Source organism: Janthinobacterium sp. GW823-FHT01H08 (assembly GCF_058797855.1).
In genome coordinates, this window is the sequence record NZ_CM179504.1 from 2410603 (window position 1) to 2429353 (window position 18751).

At 64.2% G+C, this 18751-nt stretch carries 17 protein-coding genes and 3 tRNA genes; 14 read left to right on the forward strand and 6 right to left on the reverse strand.

Annotation, left to right across the window (positions count from 1 at the left end; all coding sequences use genetic code 11):
- Window positions 1-41 precede the first annotated feature (41 nt).
- From AC3RCG_RS10775 to aqpZ, 10 genes are all read left to right on the forward strand, one after another.
- Window positions 42-117: transfer RNA gene (locus AC3RCG_RS10775), tRNA-Glu, on the forward strand.
- Window positions 118-239: 122 nt separating this feature from the next.
- Window positions 240-315, forward strand: a tRNA-Glu gene (locus tag AC3RCG_RS10780).
- Window positions 316-385: 70 nt separating this feature from the next.
- Window positions 386-461: transfer RNA gene (locus AC3RCG_RS10785), tRNA-Glu, on the forward strand.
- A gap of 95 nt (window positions 462-556) precedes the next feature.
- Entirely contained in the window at window positions 557-1726 is a 1170-nt protein-coding gene (gene earP / locus AC3RCG_RS10790) for an elongation factor P maturation arginine rhamnosyltransferase EarP (protein ID WP_492405689.1), read from the forward strand.
- Window positions 1727-1861: 135 nt separating this feature from the next.
- Window positions 1862-2437 (forward strand): elongation factor P, encoded by a 576-nt coding sequence (locus AC3RCG_RS10795; RefSeq protein ID WP_070223695.1) that lies wholly within the window; start codon window positions 1862-1864, stop codon window positions 2435-2437.
- A gap of 158 nt (window positions 2438-2595) precedes the next feature.
- The gene (locus AC3RCG_RS10800) at window positions 2596-3735 is read left to right on the forward strand and encodes an amidase family protein (protein WP_492405687.1); all 1140 of its coding nucleotides are present in this window, start codon (window positions 2596-2598) and stop codon (window positions 3733-3735) included.
- A gap of 35 nt (window positions 3736-3770) precedes the next feature.
- Window positions 3771-4181, forward strand: a complete 411-nt coding sequence (locus tag AC3RCG_RS10805; protein ID WP_070223698.1) for a hypothetical protein — start codon at window positions 3771-3773, stop codon at window positions 4179-4181.
- Window positions 4182-4246: 65 nt separating this feature from the next.
- Window positions 4247-4705 (forward strand): Ivy family c-type lysozyme inhibitor, encoded by a 459-nt coding sequence (locus AC3RCG_RS10810; protein WP_409026750.1) that lies wholly within the window; start codon window positions 4247-4249, stop codon window positions 4703-4705.
- Window positions 4705-5115 (forward strand): GNAT family N-acetyltransferase, encoded by a 411-nt coding sequence (locus AC3RCG_RS10815; RefSeq protein WP_070312216.1) that lies wholly within the window; start codon window positions 4705-4707, stop codon window positions 5113-5115. Before AC3RCG_RS10810 ends, AC3RCG_RS10815 begins: the two co-directional genes overlap by 1 nt.
- Window positions 5116-5330: 215 nt before the next feature.
- Entirely contained in the window at window positions 5331-6020 is a 690-nt protein-coding gene (gene aqpZ / locus AC3RCG_RS10820; RefSeq protein WP_034758233.1) for an aquaporin Z, read from the forward strand.
- Window positions 6021-6235: 215 nt separating this feature from the next.
- Here the strand turns inward: aqpZ and AC3RCG_RS10825 are convergent, their stop codons facing one another.
- Window positions 6236-7063 (reverse strand): AraC family transcriptional regulator, encoded by an 828-nt coding sequence (locus AC3RCG_RS10825; RefSeq protein ID WP_193725212.1) that lies wholly within the window; start codon window positions 7061-7063, stop codon window positions 6236-6238.
- Between the two features lie 228 nt (window positions 7064-7291).
- Between AC3RCG_RS10825 and AC3RCG_RS10830 the strand changes: the two genes are divergently transcribed.
- The 4 genes from AC3RCG_RS10830 (at window position 7292) to AC3RCG_RS10845 (ending at window position 11252) form a co-directional block, all read left to right on the forward strand.
- The gene (locus tag AC3RCG_RS10830) at window positions 7292-8443 is read left to right on the forward strand and encodes an MFS transporter (RefSeq protein ID WP_492405683.1); all 1152 of its coding nucleotides are present in this window, start codon (window positions 7292-7294) and stop codon (window positions 8441-8443) included.
- Between the two features lie 236 nt (window positions 8444-8679).
- A complete protein-coding gene (gene cysS, locus AC3RCG_RS10835) occupies window positions 8680-10068 on the forward strand; it encodes a cysteine--tRNA ligase (protein ID WP_492405682.1) in 1389 nt (462 codons plus the stop codon).
- 70 nt (window positions 10069-10138) lie between these two features.
- Entirely contained in the window at window positions 10139-10717 is a 579-nt protein-coding gene (locus tag AC3RCG_RS10840) for a hypothetical protein (protein ID WP_162995610.1), read from the forward strand.
- A complete protein-coding gene (locus AC3RCG_RS10845) occupies window positions 10710-11252 on the forward strand; it encodes a hypothetical protein (protein WP_121669016.1) in 543 nt (180 codons plus the stop codon). The genes AC3RCG_RS10840 and AC3RCG_RS10845 overlap by 8 nt, the downstream gene beginning before the upstream one ends.
- Here AC3RCG_RS10845 and dbpA read toward each other — a convergent pair.
- The 5 genes from dbpA to AC3RCG_RS10870 form a co-directional block, all read right to left on the reverse strand.
- Complete coding sequence (gene dbpA, locus AC3RCG_RS10850) at window positions 11239-12663, reverse strand: ATP-dependent RNA helicase DbpA (protein WP_121669017.1); 1425 nt, start codon at window positions 12661-12663, stop codon at window positions 11239-11241. The genes AC3RCG_RS10845 and dbpA overlap by 14 nt on opposite strands.
- A 111-nt stretch (window positions 12664-12774) precedes the next feature.
- Entirely contained in the window at window positions 12775-13011 is a 237-nt protein-coding gene (locus AC3RCG_RS10855) for a hypothetical protein (RefSeq protein ID WP_121669018.1), read from the reverse strand.
- Between the two features lie 334 nt (window positions 13012-13345).
- Window positions 13346-15010 carry an acid phosphatase gene (locus tag AC3RCG_RS10860; protein WP_492405679.1) on the reverse strand — a complete coding sequence of 555 codons (1665 nt, stop codon included), beginning with the start codon at window positions 15008-15010 and terminating at the stop codon, window positions 13346-13348.
- Between the two features lie 129 nt (window positions 15011-15139).
- Complete coding sequence (locus tag AC3RCG_RS10865; protein WP_492405677.1) at window positions 15140-17602, reverse strand: TonB-dependent siderophore receptor; 2463 nt, start codon at window positions 17600-17602, stop codon at window positions 15140-15142.
- Between the two features lie 141 nt (window positions 17603-17743).
- The gene (locus tag AC3RCG_RS10870; RefSeq protein ID WP_121669021.1) at window positions 17744-18751 is read right to left on the reverse strand and encodes a FecR domain-containing protein; all 1008 of its coding nucleotides are present in this window, start codon (window positions 18749-18751) and stop codon (window positions 17744-17746) included.

The following is an 18751-nucleotide window of genomic DNA, read 5'->3' on the forward strand; positions in this document are numbered from 1 at the left end:
AGCCTTCAACGAAGAGTCCGCTGAGAGTAAAGCCAGCACAGGTCCCCATCGTCTAGAGGCCTAGGACATCACCCTTTCACGGTGAGTACAGGGGTTCGAATCCCCTTGGGGACGCCAGGATTTAGTTGTAAAGCAAGAGTGCAGTGCTGAACGGGCCTGACAAGTCAGGCCTTTTTTGTTTCTGCGATTGCTGCAGTACCGGGTCAGGATGCGAAGTAATGCATTCAGGACAGATTTCTGTCCCCATCGTCTAGAGGCCTAGGACATCACCCTTTCACGGTGAGTACAGGGGTTCGAATCCCCTTGGGGACGCCAGATTCGCACGCAGTCAGCAAGTAAAGTAACAGGTCGGGATGCAACGCAGCGCATCCAGGACAGATTTTCTGTCCCCATCGTCTAGAGGCCTAGGACATCACCCTTTCACGGTGAGTACAGGGGTTCGAATCCCCTTGGGGACGCCAGACCGGCTGAATCAGCCAACAAAAAAGCCGCCTGGTAACAGCGCGGCTTTTTTGTTATTGGTCGCCATGCCCACGTTTTTCTCTTCCCCTTGACTATGCCACTACCTACCGATCGCGCACCATCTCTCGCCATCTTCTGCAAAGTCGTCGACAACTACGGCGATATCGGCATTTGCTGGCGCTTGGCGCGGCAGTTGAACGGCGAGCACGGCGTCGCCGTCACCCTGTGGGTCGATGATTTATCCAGTTTCCGGCGCATCTGCCCCGAAATCGACGTGGCGGCCGAAGCGCAGCAGGTGTCCGGCGTCACGGTCCGCCACTGGCGCGGCCAGGATGGCGCGTTTGCCCCCGCCGATATTGCCGACATCGTCATCGAGTTTTTTGCCTGCGACATTCCGCCCGGCTATATCGCCGCCATGGCCCAGTGTTCGCCGCAGCCCGTATGGCTGAATCTGGAAGGATTGACGGCGGAAGAGTGGGTCGAGGGCTGCCATGCGCTGACGTCGCCGCGCCACGGCATGATCAAGCATTTCTTCTTTCCCGGTTTTACCGATAAGACGGGCGGCTTGCTGCGCGAAGCGGCGCTCGATGAAAAAAGGCTGGCGTTCCAGTCCGATGCGCCCGCCATGGCGGCATTCCTCGGGCAGTTCGGCGTCACGGCGGCGGAAATGTGCGCCGTGAAAGTATCGCTGTTCTGCTATCCGTCCGCGCCCGTCGCCGAGCTGTTCGCGGCCTGGCAGGCGGGTGAGCAAGCTGTGGTATGCCTGGTGCCGGAAGGCGTCGCGTTCGATGCCGTTCAAGCGTTTATCGGCGACGATGCGGCGCTGCCTGGTGCGGCGCGCACGCGCGGCGCGCTCACCGTGTGCGTGCTGCCTTTCGTGCCGCAGGACGATTACGACCGCCTGCTGTGGGCTTGCGACGTGAACCTGGTGCGTGGCGAGGATTCCTTCGTGCGCGCCCAATGGGCGGGCCAGCCGTTTCTCTGGCATATCTACTTGCAGGACGAAAACTTGCATCACGTGAAATTGCGCGCCTTCCTGCAGCGCTATGCGGTCGATGCGGACGGCGCCATCGACAGCCTGGTGCAGGCGGCGCTGGCCTGGAATGGCGCCAGCGCGGACGCCTTGCCGTGGGCGCAGCTGTGGCCCGCATTGCAGGCTGATCTGCCGCGCATCCGGGCGCGCGCGCAAGCCTGGCAGCGGCAGATGCAGGCGCATGGCGATCTGGCAAGTAACTTGCTGGTGTTCGCCGGCGCGACGAGATAGGCGCTTGCCCAAAATTAAGGTAAAATGCCCGGTTATTTCTAACGTATTTTTAACCGATCAAACGCAAGCTTGCGGCGCTGATGGCGCACAGGCGGCAGATGGTCTTCATGCAACCCACTTTTTACGTACATTCCTATGAAACCCGCAAAAGAAATTCGTGTTGGCAATATCATCATGGTCGACAGCAAGCCAATGATCGTGTTGCGTTCTGATGTCAACGGTTCGAGCCGCACGGGCTTCACCTACAAATGGAAGATGAAAAATCTTCTGACGAACACCCCGATGGAAAACGTGTTCCGCGGCGACGACAAGTTCGACGTGGTTGTTCTGGATAAAAAGCCAGTGACGTATTCGTACTTCGCCGACCCGCTGTTCGTTTTCATGGACACCGAGTACAACCAGTACGAAATCGAAGAAGAAAACCTGGGCGATGCACTGCATTACCTGAAAGATGGCATGGAATGCGAAGCCATTTTCTACGACGGCAAGGCTATCTCCGTTGAACTGCCGACGACCATCGCCCGTCAAGTGGTGTACTCGGAGCCTGCGGTCAAGGGCAACACGTCGGGCAACGTCCTGAAAGAAGCCAAGATCGAAAACGCCATCGACGCGCACCGCCACACCGTGCAAGTGCCGCTGTTCGTGGCGCAGGACGACGTCATCGAAATCGACACCCGTACCAACGAATACAAGCGTGTCGTGCGCAACTGATACGCGCCAGTGCTTGACCATCAAGAAACGCTGCCTTCGGGCGGCGTTTTTTTTTGCTTGAAAAATAATTCCTTTCAACAACAATTGAGTTGCAAGGACTGCTATGCTACGGCTAGCACATTATTGCGTTAGAAACACTGAGGTTTCCTGGAGATACGATGCAGCGCAGTCAGATGTTACGCAGTGGCGCGTCCCGGGGCGTGTCGCGCCCCGTATTGGCCCGTGCCACGGCGCCCGCCAGTCCCATGGCCCATTTGCTCGACGCAGGGGTCTTGCCGCAACAGCAGATGATGCAGGCAGGCAAACTCAGTTCCCATGCGCTGACGTCGCAGTACCTGGCGCGCATCCGCTCCCTGTGCAGCATCGGCGCGCGCGCCTATCCCGGCATTGAAATCAATCCCGACGCGCTGAAAATTGCGCTGGAAATGGACCGCGAGCGGCAGGTGCACAAGGTGCGCGGCCCCTTGCATGGCATCCCCGTCGTCTTGCGCGACAATATCGCCACGGGCGACCGCATGAAGACGCGCACGCAGGCACCCCTGGCCACGCATGCCAGCTGCGATTCCTTTGTGGCGGCGCGCTTGCGCGCGGCCGGCGCCGTCATCATTGGCAAAAGCAATTTGCGCCAGTGGGCCGCCGTCAGCGTGCCGCATGCCAGTGCCAGCTGGGCCGGCCTGACTATCCTGGCCGTCGACAGCGCGGCGGACGGCTCCATCGTCGCGCCTGCTTCAAACTGCGGCCTGGTCGCCATCAAGCCCACCGGCAGGACCGCTGGCGGGCAGGGCGGTGAGCCAGCCACGGCAGGACCGATGGCGCCCAGCGTGCGCGAGGCTGCCTGGCTGCTCGCCGCCCTGACGGGCGAGCGCCTGGCCGATGGCTTGACGCTCGACCTTGCCGGCTTGCAAGGGCGCCGCATCGGCGTGGCGCGCAGCCTGTTCGGCCTGTGCGCCGGGACCGATGCCGTGATCGAGCAGGCGCTGCTGGTGTTGCGCGAACAGGGCGCCGAACTGATCGAGCAGCCGCCCGCGTCCGGGTCTGGCGGCATTGAAGCGCTGCTGCGTTCGCATGCGCTCGATGCGCTGGTGGGGCCGACCTGCCATGGCGTATCGCCGCAGTCCGACTTGCCGCATATTACAGTGCCTGCCGGCATGGTCGGGGGCTTGCCGGTCGGCTTGTCCTTCATCGGCCCAGCCCACGGCGACATGGCGCTCATTGCAATGGCGTATGCCTACGAGCAGGCGACTTTGCACCGGCGCACGCCCGCACTGCCATCGAGCATCACCCTGGCGCTGCGTTGACCATGATGATTCCTTTCGTTTTCTTTCGATAAACTATGCTTGCAAGCTTGCTGCTGAGTGCGGCCGTGGCCGCCACCCCGACTCCTTTTGACGCCGAGCAACTGTCCGGCAGCTGGTCCGACAGCGTGAATACGAATAGTGTGTGCGAAGAAGCGCGGCACTTTACGCGCATGCAGTTGTCTGACGATCATCAGCGGCTGGCGATCTTCAACGACCGCACGTGGAAAAGCAAGCTGGGCGAAACCAACCGCTTTGCCGCGACGGTGGTGGCGGAAACGGAGCGCAGCCTGACGTTGCGCTATGACAATGAGACCCGCCTCAATGCCGCTGGCAAGCTGGTGGAATGGCAGTTGATCATCGTCGCGCCCGGCGTGTACCGCTGGCGCGAGACGGGCTGGCCGGAAGGCAAGGTCAACGGCGTGGTCGGCATCCGCTGTTCTCCCTGAGGCGCGCGCACAAGCATGCCATTCTGTTATGCTTCCGGCATTACATTATGCTTTTAGGAGTTTGCATGTCTGTACGTTTGCTTTTACCCGTATTCCTGGGCGCCGCCGTGGCGCTGGCCGCCGTGCCGGCACAAGCGCGTACGCCCAGACTGTCGCTGATCGAGCAGGCGCAAAGCTGCGACGGCGGCCATACCTGTCCGTATTTCCCCGATGTCTACAAGGCGGACTACGCCTTTCGCAAGGCCTTCAATGAGGGCTTGAAAAAGGCGGGCCTGAAGCGGCAGCGCTGGGTGCCCGATGGCGTGGCCAGCCCGCTCAAGCCCGTCGAGATCGACGGCAAGGCACGCCTGCTGAGCAGCGTCTGCGAACCGCACAATTGCGGCCACCGCTATTCCATTTTGTACGACCCCGTCGCGCGCAGCATGACGGGCGTGTACATGGGCAGCGATGCCAAGGGCGGCTTGCGCACCGTGTATTTCGGCGAGCCCAGCATCGCCGAAGCCGACTTGCTGTACAAGAACTGATGCACGCGCCGCTACGCATTTCCAGCGAGCGCGGCGAGCTGGACGTGCCCATGATCCACCGCTACCTGAGCGAGCAGTCGTACTGGAAGCGCGGCGTGGCGATCGAAACGGTGCGCAAGGGGATCGCCAACGCGCTGTGTTTCGGCGGCTATGTGGATGGCCAGCAAGTGGCGTTCGCCAGGGTCATCACCGACTACACGGATTTTGCCTACCTGCGCGACGTGTTCGTGCTGCCGTCCTACCAGGGGCGCGGCTACGGCAGGCAGATGGTGGCCGCCGTACTTGGTGATGCGCGCTTGCGCGATGTCGCCTGGATGCTGGGCACCGATGACGCGCATGGCCTGTATGCGGGCTTTGGCTTTGCGCCGCTGGAGGCGCCGGAAAAGTACATGCGCCGCCCCGCGCCATGAGAATTATCAAAACAACCTTTAGGTGTCAAGAGAACTATTAGCATTATTGTACGCAATAATGTTGCATTGATAATGACGTCGTGTCATTATGCGCGCTCTGCAGCGTGCGTTGCTGGTGCTGTGCTTTGCTGTCGCCCTTGGGCGCGGGCAAAGGTGGTGAGCGGTCCGATTGGTCGTCCCTGGCACGTTTTCTCGTCACTTTAAAGGAATACATCATGAAACAATATGGCGCCGAATTTCTCGGCACGTTCTGGCTGGTACTGGGCGGTTGCGGCAGCGCCGTCCTGGCCGCCGCCTTTCCCGGCCTCGGCATCGGCTTTGTCGGCGTAGCGCTGGCGTTTGGCCTGACGGTGCTGACCATGGCTTACGCCATCGGCCACATCTCGGGTTGCCACCTGAATCCCGCCGTCTCGATCGGCCTGTGGGCGGGCGGCCGCTTTCCCGCCAGCCAGTTACTGCCTTACATCATCGCGCAAGTGCTGGGCGCCATCGTGGCTGGCGGCGTACTGTACGTGATCGCCAGCGGCCAGGCCGGTTTCGACGTCAGCAAGGGCTTTGCCTCGAACGGCTTTGGCGCCCATTCGCCGGGCGGTTATTCGATGCTGTCGGCGCTGGTCATTGAAATCGTGCTGACGATGTTCTTCCTGATCGTCATCCTGGGCGCCACCGACAAGCGCGCGCCGGCCGGCTTCGCCCCGCTGCCGATCGGCCTGGCGCTGACCCTGATCCACCTGATCAGCATCCCCGTCACCAATACCTCCGTCAACCCGGCCCGCAGCACGGGCGTGGCCCTGTACGTAGGCGATTGGGCCACCAGCCAGCTGTGGCTGTTCTGGCTGGCACCGATCATCGGCGCCTTGCTGGGCGCGCTGGCCTACCGCTTGATTGCTGGCGAAAAAGAGTAGGTCGGCTTAGCCCGCAGGGCGTAAGCCGACAATGCCGACAGCTTAGCTTGTCGGCTTACGCGCGGCTGCGCCGCGCTAAGCCGACCTACGACGCTGGTTTGGCGGCTGCCGGTGAACAATCAAGTTGTAGGTCGGCTTAGCCCGCAGGGCGTAAGCCGACAATGCCAACAGTGCAGCTTGTCGGCTTACGCGCGGCTGCGCCACGCTAAGCCGACCTACGCGGCGCGCCACTCGCTCAGGTAGTGCTGCGGCGTGCGGCCCAGGATGCGGCGGAACATGGCGCTGAAGGCGCTGGGGCTGGCGTAGCCCAGCGCGTAGGCGATGGCGGCCACGCCTTCGCCCCGGTCCAGGCGGCAGAATGCCTCGGCCAGGTGGACTTGCTGCAGCCATTGGCGGTAGTGCAAGCCCGTTTCCTTCGGGAATAAGCGGATCAGGGTGCGCGCGCTGGCGCCCGCATCCTGGGCCCAGTCCTCGATGCTGCGCCGGCTGCCGGGCGCGTCCATGATGGCCGAGCAGACGGCCACCAGGCGCCGGTCGCGGGGCCAGGGGATGGCGAGGGGCACGGTGTCGGCCGCCGCCAGTTCCGACAGGATCAAATGCGCCAGCCAGTCGCCGCGCCCCGCCAGCGCATATTCGATCGGTTCGGCCAGCAAGGCCAGGATCAGCTCGCGCAGCAGCCGGCTCACTTCCAGCACCTTGCAATCGGCGCCATACGGGGCCGCCACCTGCGCATCGATGTACACGGTGCGCATGCTCAATTCGCTCAAGATATGTACTTCGTGCACGACGCCCACGGGTATCAGCAGGGCGCGCCGGGGCGGCAATATCCACACGCCATGTTCGGTGGAGACGCGCATCACGCCTTCCGTCGCATACAGCAGTTGCGCCCGCACGTGGCTGTGCGGCGCCGTGTAGTCGCCGGCCGCATATTGCCTGGACATGGCCGTCACCGGGCGCGGTACATGCTGGTAGTCGTGCGAGCTGGTGCTGCGGCTGAACGGCACGCCATCGGGGTGGGTCTGGGCTGGTGGGTGGGTGTACATGTCGGTCGTTGGCTTGTCGCCTGATTGTCACTCAGTTGTCACTTGGGCGACGATTATTGGAAGTTATCAGTTCAGTGACCATACTATACTGGCTTCTTTGCCGGGCCGCCCGCCGTGCCCGATTATTGCGGAAGACACATGCATACAACCACAACTGCCCCGCCATTGGCCAAGTCCGTGCCGGCGGCTCCCTCGCTTCATAGTTCCCAACAACAATCCGGTCTGGCCATGCACATCCTGGGCGCCGTCGCCTTCGTGCATTTGCTCAATGACTTGATCCAGGCATTATTGCCGTCGATTTATCCGATGCTGAAAGCCGAGTTTTCACTCAGTTTTACCCAGGTCGGCCTCATAACCCTGACGTTCCAGTGCACGGCATCGTTGCTGCAGCCCTGGATCGGCTTGTATACGGACCGCCGTCCGCTGCCATTCCTGCTGCCGGTCGGCATGTGCTTCACCCTTGCCGGCGTGCTGATGCTGTCCGTCGTCTCGACCTTTCCGACCCTGCTGCTCGCCGCCGGCCTGATCGGCGTTGGTTCCTCGACTTTCCACCCGGAAGCGTCGCGCGTGGCGCGCATGGCCTCGGGCGGGCGCTACGGCTTTGCCCAGTCCCTGTTCCAGGTGGGCGGCAATGTCGGTTCCGCCCTGGGACCGCTGCTGGCGGCCGCCGTCATTGTGAACCGTGGTCACGGCAATGTCGCCTGGTTCAGCTTGCTGGCCGTGCTGGCCATCGGCGTGCTGTACAAGGTCAGCCACTGGTATAGCGGCCACCTGGCCAGCTTCAAGCCGAAGGCGGGCGGCCATGGCCCGAACTTGTCGCGCAACAAGGTGATTGGCGCGCTGGGCGTGCTGGCGCTGCTGGTGTTCTCGAAGTACATCTACATGGCCAGCCTGTCGAGCTATTACACCTTCTATCTGATCGACAAATTCCATTTGTCGCTCGGCGATGCCCAGCTCTATCTGTTCCTCTTCCTTGCCGCCGTCGCGGCCGGCACCTTCATGGGCGGCCCCATCGGCGACCGCATCGGCCGCAAGCGCGTGATCTGGATTTCCATCCTGGGCGCCGCGCCATTTACCTTGCTGCTGCCGTACGTCGACCTGTTCTGGACGGCCGTCCTGACGGTGATCATCGGCTTCGTGATTTCATCCGCGTTTTCCGCCATCGTCGTTTTCGCGCAGGAACTGGTGCCGGGCAAGGTCGGCATGATCGCAGGCATCTTCTTTGGCCTGATGTTCGGCGTGTCCGGCATCGCGGCCGCCGCCATGGGCCACCTGGCTGATATCTCCGGCATCGCCTATGTGTATAAAATCTGCTCCTATCTGCCGCTGCTGGGCATTCTGACGGTGCTGCTGCCGCAGATCGAGCAGGTGAAAAAATAAGCGGGTGACGCGGGAGGGCTTGACGGCCCGCCCGCGTACATGCGATATTCGTCCCATGATCACTTTCATCCTCCCTCCAGTTTCTGCATCCGGCGCCGCTGCTGCGCTGTGTCCGTGCGCCTGGCCCCGTGAGGATGCGGCTGCGCGCCGCTGACGTTTTACTCCTCATTCGATGGCCACAGTGTTGAAAAACCTGTGGCCATTTTCTTTTTCCGCAGCGTTAATGAAAGCCCCGCATGACACTTCATCTGTACGATACCTATGCGCGCAGCCTGCGCCCGTTTGAACCCATCGCCCCGGGCCAGGCGGGCCTGTACGCTTGCGGGCCCACGGTCTACGATTACGCGCACATCGGCAACCTGCGCACCTACCTGTTCGTCGACGGCTTGCGCCGCGCGCTCGCATTCAACGGTTTGCAGGTGCGCCACGTGATGAACATCACGGACGTGGGCCATTTGACGTCGGACGCGGACAGCGGCGACGACAAGGTCGAAGCGCGCAGCGCCCGCAGCGGCGAGTCGGCCTGGGACATCGCCCTTGAATTTACCCGCGCGTTCGAGGACGATCTGCGCCAGCTCAATATCCTGCCGCCCACCGTCTGGTGCCGCGCCACCGACCACATCGCGGAACAGATCGCTTTCATCCTCGACCTGGAAGCGAAGGGCTATACCTACCGCACGGACGACGGCATCTATTTCGACACGACGCGCCAGGACAGCTACGGCAAGCTGGCGCGCCTGAACCGCGACGGCCTGCAGGCGGGGAAACGCGTGGACTTGGGACAGAAGCGCGACATCTGCGACTTCGCGCTGTGGAAGTTCAGCGGCGTGCCGGGACAGCGGCAGATGGAGTGGGACAGTCCGTGGGGCCTGGGTTTCCCCGGCTGGCACATCGAATGCTCGGCCATGGCGGAAAAGCACCTGGGCGCGTATTTCGACATCCATTGCGGCGGCGAAGACCACGTGGCCGTCCACCACAGCAACGAGATCGCGCAAACGGAAGCGCGCCATGGCACGCGCCTGGCCAACTTCTGGCTGCACGGCGCCTTCCTCAAGACGCAGGAGGCGAAGATGTCGAAATCGTCGGGCGACTTTTTGCGTTTGCAAAGCCTGGTGGAGCAGGGCGTCGATCCGCTGGCCTACCGCTACCTGTGCCTGGGCGCCCACTACCGCAGCAGCCTCAATTTCACGGATGAAGCCCTGCGCGCCGCCAGCAGCGGCCTGGCGCGCCTGCGCGTGGCCGTGCATGCCTTGAGCGAAGAGCAGGGCCAGGCGGATGGCGAGGCCGATGCGACATGGCTGGCGCGTTTTAGGACCTGCATCAACGATGACCTGAATTATCCGCGCGCGCTGGCCGTCGCCTGGGAGCTGCTGAAAAGCGGCCTGCCGGACGCCGTCAAAAAGGCCACCATGGCCCGCTTCGATATGGCGCTGGGGCTCGATCTGCTGGCCTGGCAGCCGGCGCAGGTGGACGTGCCGCAGCCGGTGCTGGCGTGGCTGGCGGAGCGGGCCAGCGCCCGCGCGCAGCGCCAGTGGGCCGAGGCGGACCGCTTGCGCGAATTGGCGCGCGCGGCCGGCTACGACATCGACGATACGCCGCAGGGGCAGCAGGCGCGCGCTTTGTGACACACTGTGAGCGTGTGGCCGTATCCGCGGCGGCCATGCATAATGACCGCCTGATGAAACTGGAGATGCCGTGAAGCGTGCTGTGTTGTTACTCAGTTGTTGCCTGGCCTTTTCTGCCGCCCGCGCGGCCAGCGAGTGTCCGGGCTTTCCCGTGCTGGCCACGTCCGGCGAAGCGCTGCTGGCGCAAGTGCGCGCGCTGCCGCCCGTCGGCATCGACCGCGAGCGGCAGGCGTGCGCGCCGGCGACCGTCATCGACTTCGCCTACAGCGGCGGCACCTTGTGCCGCTTTGGCGGCGACGAGGGGACGGCCGATGCCGCGACGGCCGCCGTCACGCGCCTGGCCGATGGCGGCGAACTGGTCGAATACCTGTATCTGTTCCCGTACGCACCGGCCACGCACGCGCGTTTGCTGGCGCTGCTGGTCTCGCGTTTTGCGCCAGTCGACAAGGCGGCCTGGCCGGCCTTCCTGCAACGCGCCGCGCCAGGCAAGGAAACCACGGCCCTGTTCACGCATGGCGGCTACTATATTTCGCTGGGCAAGCCCACCGCAGGCGATCCTGCAGAATGGTATTCGAACGTGATCTTTGAAAAGATGGATCAACCTGCGCTGGGCGTGCGCAAGGTATGCCGGGAGGAGCGCGATGGCTGAAGCGGATGCCTTTCCGGCGGCCTTGGCCGGCACTGTGGCGCAGCTGCTGCCCGCGCTGGGGAGCGGCCGGACACACCCGCCATTTGCCGTGTGCCAGGATGGCGAGGCCTTGCTGATCCCGGCGCGCACTTACTACGACAGTGAGCGGCTGCTGGCCTGCACACGGCTGCCCGGCGACGCGGGCGTGATCGCCCTGTGCCTGGGCACGCGCCACCATGACGGCCATCTGCGCGAAGCGTGTGCAAGGCAGTTGCTGCTGCAGGAACGGGCGTGGACGGTGCCCTTCGTCGTGCACCTGTGCGGCGAATACGTGCTGGAGATTATCGAGGTCATTGGCGCGGCGCTGCCGGCCTGGAATGCCGATGCACTGGCGCGCTACCTGCGGGAGAATCCCGCATATCTCGATACGCTGGAGCGGCGCAGCATCAGCTACTGGAGCTGTTATTACCGCCGGGAGTATCCCGTGTGGGACAGCTATCCGGGACGCAGGACCATGGCGGCCCTGCGTACCTTGCAAGGCCTTAGGCCTCGATAAAGCGCATCTTGAAGCTGCGGCCCTTGATGTTGCCGAAGTCGCGGCCCAGGGTATTGCCTGCGTTCAGGCGCTTGAAGGCCGCTTCGGCCACCTTGCGGTCGAGCGCCACGTAGGTCATGAACTCGAACACGTTGATCTTGCCCACCTGCTCCTTGGTCAGACCAGCATCGCCCGTCAGCGCGCCCAGCAAGTCGCCCGGACGCAGCTTGTCCTTCTTGCCGCCCATGATGCACAGGGTGACCATGGGCGCCGGCAGCGCCTCGATCCCGTCATCTTCCGCCAGTTCCTTCAGGTCGTGCCATTCGGCGGCGCTGTTCTGGTATTGCTCGATCAGCTTGACCCATTTCTTCTCGTTCGGCGCGCACAGCGACAGGGCCAGGCCCTTCTTGCTGCCGCGGCCCGTGCGGCCGATGCGGTGGATGTGCACTTCCGTGTCTTTCGAGACGTCGACGTTGATCACGGCGCCCAGGTCGGAAATATCGAGGCCGCGCGCGGCGACGTCGGTGGCCACCAGCACGGAGCAGCTGCGGTTGGCGAACAGCACGAGGATTTCATCGCGTTCGCGCTGTTCCAGCTCGCCGTACAGGGCCAGAGCGGAAAAGCCTTGCTGGCGCAGTTCCTCGGCCAGCTCGCGGCAATGCACCTTGGTGTTGCAGAAAGCCAGGGTGGACTCCGGCTTGAAGTGTTTTAACAGCTTGCCGACGGCGCTGTTGCGCTCGTCGAAGCCGATTTCATAGAAACGCTGCTCGATCTTGTCGTTGTCGTGCTGCGCCTCGACCGTCACTTCCAGCGGATTGACGAGGAAGGACGCCGTGGCGCGGCGGATGTCTTCCGGATACGTGGCCGAGAACAGCAGGGTCTGGCGGCGCGCCGGGCAGGCGCTGACGATGCCCGCGATTTCCTCGTAAAAGCCCATGTCCGTCATGCGGTCCGCTTCATCGAGCACCAGGGTCTGCACATGATTCAGATTGATGGTGCCGCGGCCCAGGTGGTCGCGCAAACGGCCCGGCGTGCCGACGACGATGTGGGCGCCGTGTTCCAGCGAGGCGATTTGCGGGCGCATCGGCGCGCCGCCCGTCAGGGTCAGGATCTTGATGTTGCCCGCCGCGCGCGCCAGGCGGCGCAGCTCATTGGCCACCTGGTCGGCCAGTTCGCGCGTGGGGCACAGCACCAGGCCCTGCACGGCAAACCAGGCCGGATTGAGCTTGTGCAGGATGCCGATGCCGAAGGCGGCCGTCTTGCCGCTGCCCGTTTTCGCTTGCGCGATCAGGTCGCGGCCATCGAGCACCGCCGGCAGGCTTTGCGCCTGGATGGTGGTCATCTCGTGGTAGCCGAGCGAGTCCAGGTTGGCCAAAAAGGCGGGCGTCAGCGGCAGGCTGGAAAAAGAGGTGGTGGCAGTGGTGGTGTTCATAAAGGGCGGAGCCGGTAAAAAGCGGGTGGATGGGCACAGTCTACAGGCGTTCTACGCCCTTGTGCGGATGGTGGTGTGGAAGCCGGCGGCAAACGGCCGCCGGCGTGGGTACTAATTATCTGGCGCCCAGATGGGCAAGCCGGTGAGATCGAGGCCGGCGTCGCGCGTCCATACGGGCAAGCCCGTGGCGTCGGTCGGCTCCAGCAATTCGAGCTGCACCTGCTTCAGCGCCGCCTTGCGCACGCGCGCGCGGCGCTGCGGCTCCGGCGCCGGCTCTGGCGCCTCGAGCACTGGCGGCGGGCCGAAACCGGGCAAGTCGATGGTGGCGTTGTCTTTTTTATCTCTCATTTCTGAACCTCTGGCCCCTGGCAGCGAAAAAACGGCGCCGGGGAGCGGGCAAAAAGCTGTCCGCTGTGTGAATACGCTTTAACTTCATCCACAAAACAAAAGCCCGGCTACTGGAGTCGGGCTCATGGTTGGGATAACCTGCAGGAAAACTTGTCCTGCGGATTTAAGTGCGGCACGCAGTGTATCACAGGCGTGCCGCACCGTGGGTGGCTTATAACGCCTGACAAAACCGTAGCGAGCGGCAGTGAGTTGTGGCTGAGAAGCGCAACTGTGCTTTAGCACAGTGAGCATCGCAGGCCGCAAATCGCGACGCGCAGCAGGTTTTGGATGGCGTTTAGCGGAAGCTCAGGGCGCCCGTCAGGTCACCCGGCGGCAACGCGCCCCGTGCCGCGAAGGCATCGTTGCGCACTTTCAGGCCTTCGAGCAGCGGCAGGTCGTGCAGGCGCGTGATCAGGCGCAGGATCGACGTCGTGTCGTAGAAACTGTGGTCGACGGCGCCTTTCTTCGCGTACGGCGAGACGACGATGGCGGGAATGCGCGTGCCCGGACCCCAGCGGTCGCCCTTTGGCGGCGCCACGTGGTCCCACCAGCCGCCGTTTTCGTCGAACGTGATCACCACGATCATGTCCTTCCACTGCGGCGATTCCTTCAGATGCTGGATGACGTTGGCCACGTGCTGGTCGCCCGACTCGATGTCCGAATAACCCGCGTGCAGGTTCAGATTGCCCTGCGGCTTGTAGAAGGTCACGGCCGGCAGCTTGCCTGCCACGGCGGCGGCGAGGAATTTGTTCGAGATCGGGCTGTCGCCCGTGCCGCCGTCGCGCAAGTGCTCGGCGCGCGCGGCCGTGCCGGGGGCGAACTGCTTGAAGTAGTTCAGCGGCTGGTGGTGGAACTGGAAGTTCGGCTTGCTGCCGCCGCCCTTGTGGTCGAGCGCCGCTTGCCAGCCGCCGCCATACCACGCCCAGCTGACGCCCTTGCGCGACAGCAGGTCGCCGATGGTGTCATAGGTTTGCGGCGGCAGGGTATTCGCGTCGGCCGGGTCGGCGTGCAGCGGGTCGCCGTCGAAGGCAGGGCGAATGTAGCTGGGCTGGTAGGGCGGCGCCATGGTGTTGACGGCATAGCCGTCCGGCGTGATGGCGCCGTCGTTCACGTATTTCGGCTTGCCGTCCAGCGCCGAGGCGGGGCACTCGGGAGACAGGGCCAGGCGCACGCCTTGCGGGCCGTCGGCCAGCACGGCGATCTTTTTCTTCGCTGCCGTCTCGGCAGCATTGAAGTATTCGTTGGCGCGGCCCGTGACGAGGAACTGGTGGTTCATGTAGGAGCCGCCGAAGGCCGCCATGAAGAAGTTGTCGCACAAGGTGTACTGCTCGGCGATCTGCCACAGGTTCAGGTTTTTCGACGTTTCGCCATAGTGGCCCATCACCAGGCCGCCGCTGTCGGCCCACGCGGCGAAGCCGTCGTTCTTGCCGCCGTTGATCTGCATCTGGTTGTTATAGAAGCGGTGCACGAGGTCGCGCGTGACGATGCTCTCGGGCAGGGGCTTGCCGGCCGCGTCGCTCAGTTTGTAGGGAGCGTTGGGCAGGCCGGAAATCTGCTCTTCCTTGATCAGGTAATCGATGCCGCCGATATTTTGCTGATTCGGCACCAGGCCGCCCCAGATCTTCGGCAGGGTTGCCAGCGGCTTGCCGTCGCGGTCCAGCTGCTGCGCCTGTTCCGCCGTGACGGCGGACAGGGGCGCGCTGGTACCGGGGAAGTTGGCGAACAGGTTGTTGAAGCTGCGGTTTTCCAGGTAGATCACGACCACGTTCTTGACGTGCGCCTTGAGTTTCGCGTCGAGCGAACCCTTGGCGATGGTCTTCCTGGCTGGCGCGGCGTCGGCCAGCGCCGGCAGGCTGGCGGCCAGGCCGACTGCGGAAGCAGCCTGGAACATGCGCCGGCGCGAGGGATTGGCGGGTTGGTCGGCCGGATCGGCTGGCAGGGCGGGGGCGAGGTCCTTCACACATTCTCCTTGGGTGTCTCTATGGGCACGGGCGTTGGCGGCAATGGCCGGCAACGCCCGTGAAGCGGGAAAATTGTATCACCGGCCCTGCGGCCCTGTGAAATATTCGGCTTTGTCCTGGTCCTGGCGCTAGAACTGGTAGCGCACCTTCAGTGCCACCTTGCGCGCCGGGCCATGCATGCCCGAGTACCACCAGTCCGACACGGAAGCCGTGTACTGCTTGTCGAACAGGTTGGCCACGTTCACGGTGGCAGAGAGCTTGTCGTTGACGTCGTAGCGCGCCATCAGGCTGGCCACCGAGTACGCCTTCTGTTCCCAGTGCAGGGTACTGTTGATCTGCCACGCGTCGATGTCGGAATACACGCGGCTTTGCCAGTTCACGCCGCCGCCCACCGTCAGGCGATTGAACTCGCCGGGCAGGCGGTAAGTGGTCCACAGTTTCACCAGGTGGCGCGGGAAGGTGGTCAGGATCGCCTTGCCGGCATTGTTTTCCGTCTGGCTGTAAGACCACGCAGCCGAGATGTTCCAGTCCGGCGTCAGCGCGCCCGTCGCTTCCAGATCCACGCCCTGGGTCTTGGCGCCCTTGATGGTGCGGTTGGCGGGATTGTTCGTGCCCGGGACGGTGTAGCCGGGGTCCGATTCGGCCAGATTGCTCTGGCGGATCTGGTACAGCGCGGCGGCCGTGTTCAGGCGGCCATCGAACCAGCCGCTCTTGATGCCCGCTTCAAAGGTCTTGCCCTCGCGCGGCGCCAGCAGCTTGCCGTAGCGGTCTTGCTGGGCTTGCGGCTGGTAGATGGTGGAATAGCTGGCGTAGGCGCTGTGCATGGCGTCGATGTCGAACACCAGGCCGCCATACGGCGTGAAGACGCGGCTTTCCGAGGCTGGCGACGCGCTGTAAAACGGCACGGAAGGCGCGTCCGAGATGTAGTTCTCGCTGTAGCGCAGCACCTTGGCGCCGGCGATCAGTTTCAGGCGCTCGGACAGGTTGAGGCGCGTGGCTGCATACGCGCTGGCCTGGCGGCGCGTGCTGTCGTAGGTGACGTAGGTATCGCCAAACACGGGCGTTGCCAGGCGATTCCAGCGGTACAGGTTGACGCCGCTGCCCTGGATGCTCCAGTCGAAGCGGCCATCCGTCTTGCTCTGGAATTGGCTGTAGTCCATGCCCAGCACCAGTTCGTGCTGGCGGCCGAAGGCGCTGAACGGCCCGCGCACGTTGACGTCCACGCTGTTGACCTTCAGCTGGTAATCGCGGTAGTCGGCGCTCAGGCCCAGGCCATCGCCCGTGGCCTGGTCGGGGAAGCCGGCGCTCACGTTCATGTAGACGGCGCGCTCCTCCTGCGACGACTGCACGCGGTTGGCCGAGATTTTCAGCTTCCAGTCGTTCGCCAGCGCGTGTTCCAAGGTGACGAAGATGTCGGTTGAATTGGTGTTGAAGCGATTCGACCTGGCCGCCGGGCTGAAGGAGCGGGGCAGGTCCGTCATGACGCCATTGCTGTAGAACAGGGGGAAGCCCAGGTAGGAGAGGGAACCGTCCGAGCGCTTGCGCTGGTGCGTCACGCCGGCCGTCAGTTTCGTGTCGCTGGACAGGTCCGCCTCGACCACGCCGTAGACCACTTTCTTGTCGCGGCTGTAGCCGTCGATGATGCTGTCGCCTTCCTCGTACACGGTCACCAGGCGGCCGCGCACCGTGCGCGCCTCGTTCAGCGGACCCGAGATGTCGGCCATGGCGCGCCGTTCATCGTAGGAGCCCAGCTCGCCCTCGACGGCGGCCTGGAACTGCGCCGTCGGTTTCTTGCGCACCATGTTGATGGCGCCCGACGCGTCGCCCGCGCCCGTCATCAGGCCCGAGGCGCCGCGCAGCACTTCGATGCGGTCGTACAGCGCCATGTCGGCCAGGCTTTGCGACGGTATCGCGTCGAGGCCCAGGTTTTCCGAATGCGTGCTGACGCCGTCGAGCTGGTAATTGGTGATCGAATAGCCGCGCGAGGTAAAGCCCGTGCGCTCGCTGCCCAGCGAGAACAGGGTGATGCCCGGCGTTTGCGCCATCACTTGCGCGATCGTGCTCAAGCCCTGGTCCTGCATGCGCTGCTGCGTGATGACGCTGACCGACTGCGGCGTTTCCCTGATCGACAGGCCCAGCGGCGTGGCCGTGGCGATCGGCAGGGTGGAGACATACGCGCCCGAGCCTTCGGTGGCGTCCTGCTGCGCCTTGACCGATACTTCCGGCATCATGGCGATGGCCTCCGCGCCGGAATCCGCCTGGGCCTGGGCCGGGCGCAGCACGTAGCTGCCATTCGCGCTGCGCTCGGCCTTCAGGCCCGTGCCGCGCAGCACGCCGTTCAGGGCGGCCAGCACGTCGTGGCGGCCGCTCAAGCCGGCCGACGTCCTGCCGCGCGTCTGCTCCGGCGTGAAACTGAGGATGACCCTGGACTGGCTGGCGACCTGGCGCAGCGCCGCCGCCAGGTCGCCGGCCGGCACCTGGAAGTCGAGACTGGCCGCAGCGGCGGCCGCGCTTTCCTGCGCCAGGGCTGGCGCGGGAATATTCAGCAGCAGGGCCGAACCGATGAAGACGAATTGGATGGCATACGCCATGGGTTTGATACGCGGCTTGGAATGAATGGCAGGAGACATGGTTACCTTGTGGTGTAGTCGTCAAAAAGAACGTTGCCTACACAGGTCACGCGAGAATCGAAAACGGGTACCTTTTTTTTGCACTGGCGTCAAAATACATGTTCAGCGCTGCCGCCGCGCCTCCACCTGCACCCAGTAGCGCGTGCGCAGGCGCACGTCCACCGGCAGGGAATCGGGCAGCGACAGCAGCACGGCGTCCAGGTCGGCCAGCGGGAAGACGCCGGAGATGCGCAGGCCGGCCACCGCGTCGTCGCAGCCCAGCAAGCCGTGGCGGTAGCGGCTCAACTCATGCAGGAAGTCGCGCAGCGGCATGGCGTCGGCCAGCAGCAAGCCCTGCCGCCAGGCCCAGATGTCGGGCGAGACGGCGTGCGCGGGCACGATGCTGCGCGCGGTCATGCCGCCGCCCTGGCCGGCCTGGATCACGAGACTGCCATCGCCCTGGCACGGCATCAGCCGCACGGCGCCTTCCTCGACGGCGACCAGCGTGCTGCCCTCGGCCTGGCGCACCGAGTAGCGCGTGCCCAGCGCCTGCGCGTGGCCGTGCGCCGTTTCGACGAGGAAGGGGCGGTAAGGCCGGCCCGTTTCGCGGGCGGTGGCGATGAAGACTTCGCCCCGCACCAGTTGCAGCAGCCGCTGCGTGTCCGTGTAGCGGATGTTGACGGCGCTGCCGCTGTTCAGATGCAGGCGACTGCCGTCGGCCAGGGTCAGCTCGCGGCGTTCGCCCACGCCGGTGGACAGGTCGGCCAGCGCGGCGCGGGCCATGCCGGGCGCATATTCCGAGCGTGCGCCGAACCAGCCCGTGATGCCGATGGCCGATACCCACGCCAGCAGCCGCAGGCTGCCGCGCCGCGAGACGGAACGCGAGAGGGGACTTTGCAGCAGCGCCTGGCGGCTGGCTGGCCCATCGAGTTCGCGCAAGCCGCCGCTGACGCTTTCGATGTGACGCCATGCCCGTTCATGGTCCGGGTGCGCCTGGCGCCACTGCTGCCAGGCCGTTTTTTCCGCCGGCGTCGTTTCGCCGCTCATCAGGGTGGTCAGCCATTCGGTCGCTTGCATGGCGACGGCCAGGTCGATGGGCTGGCCCTGGGCGTAGACGGTGGCGCCGCGCAT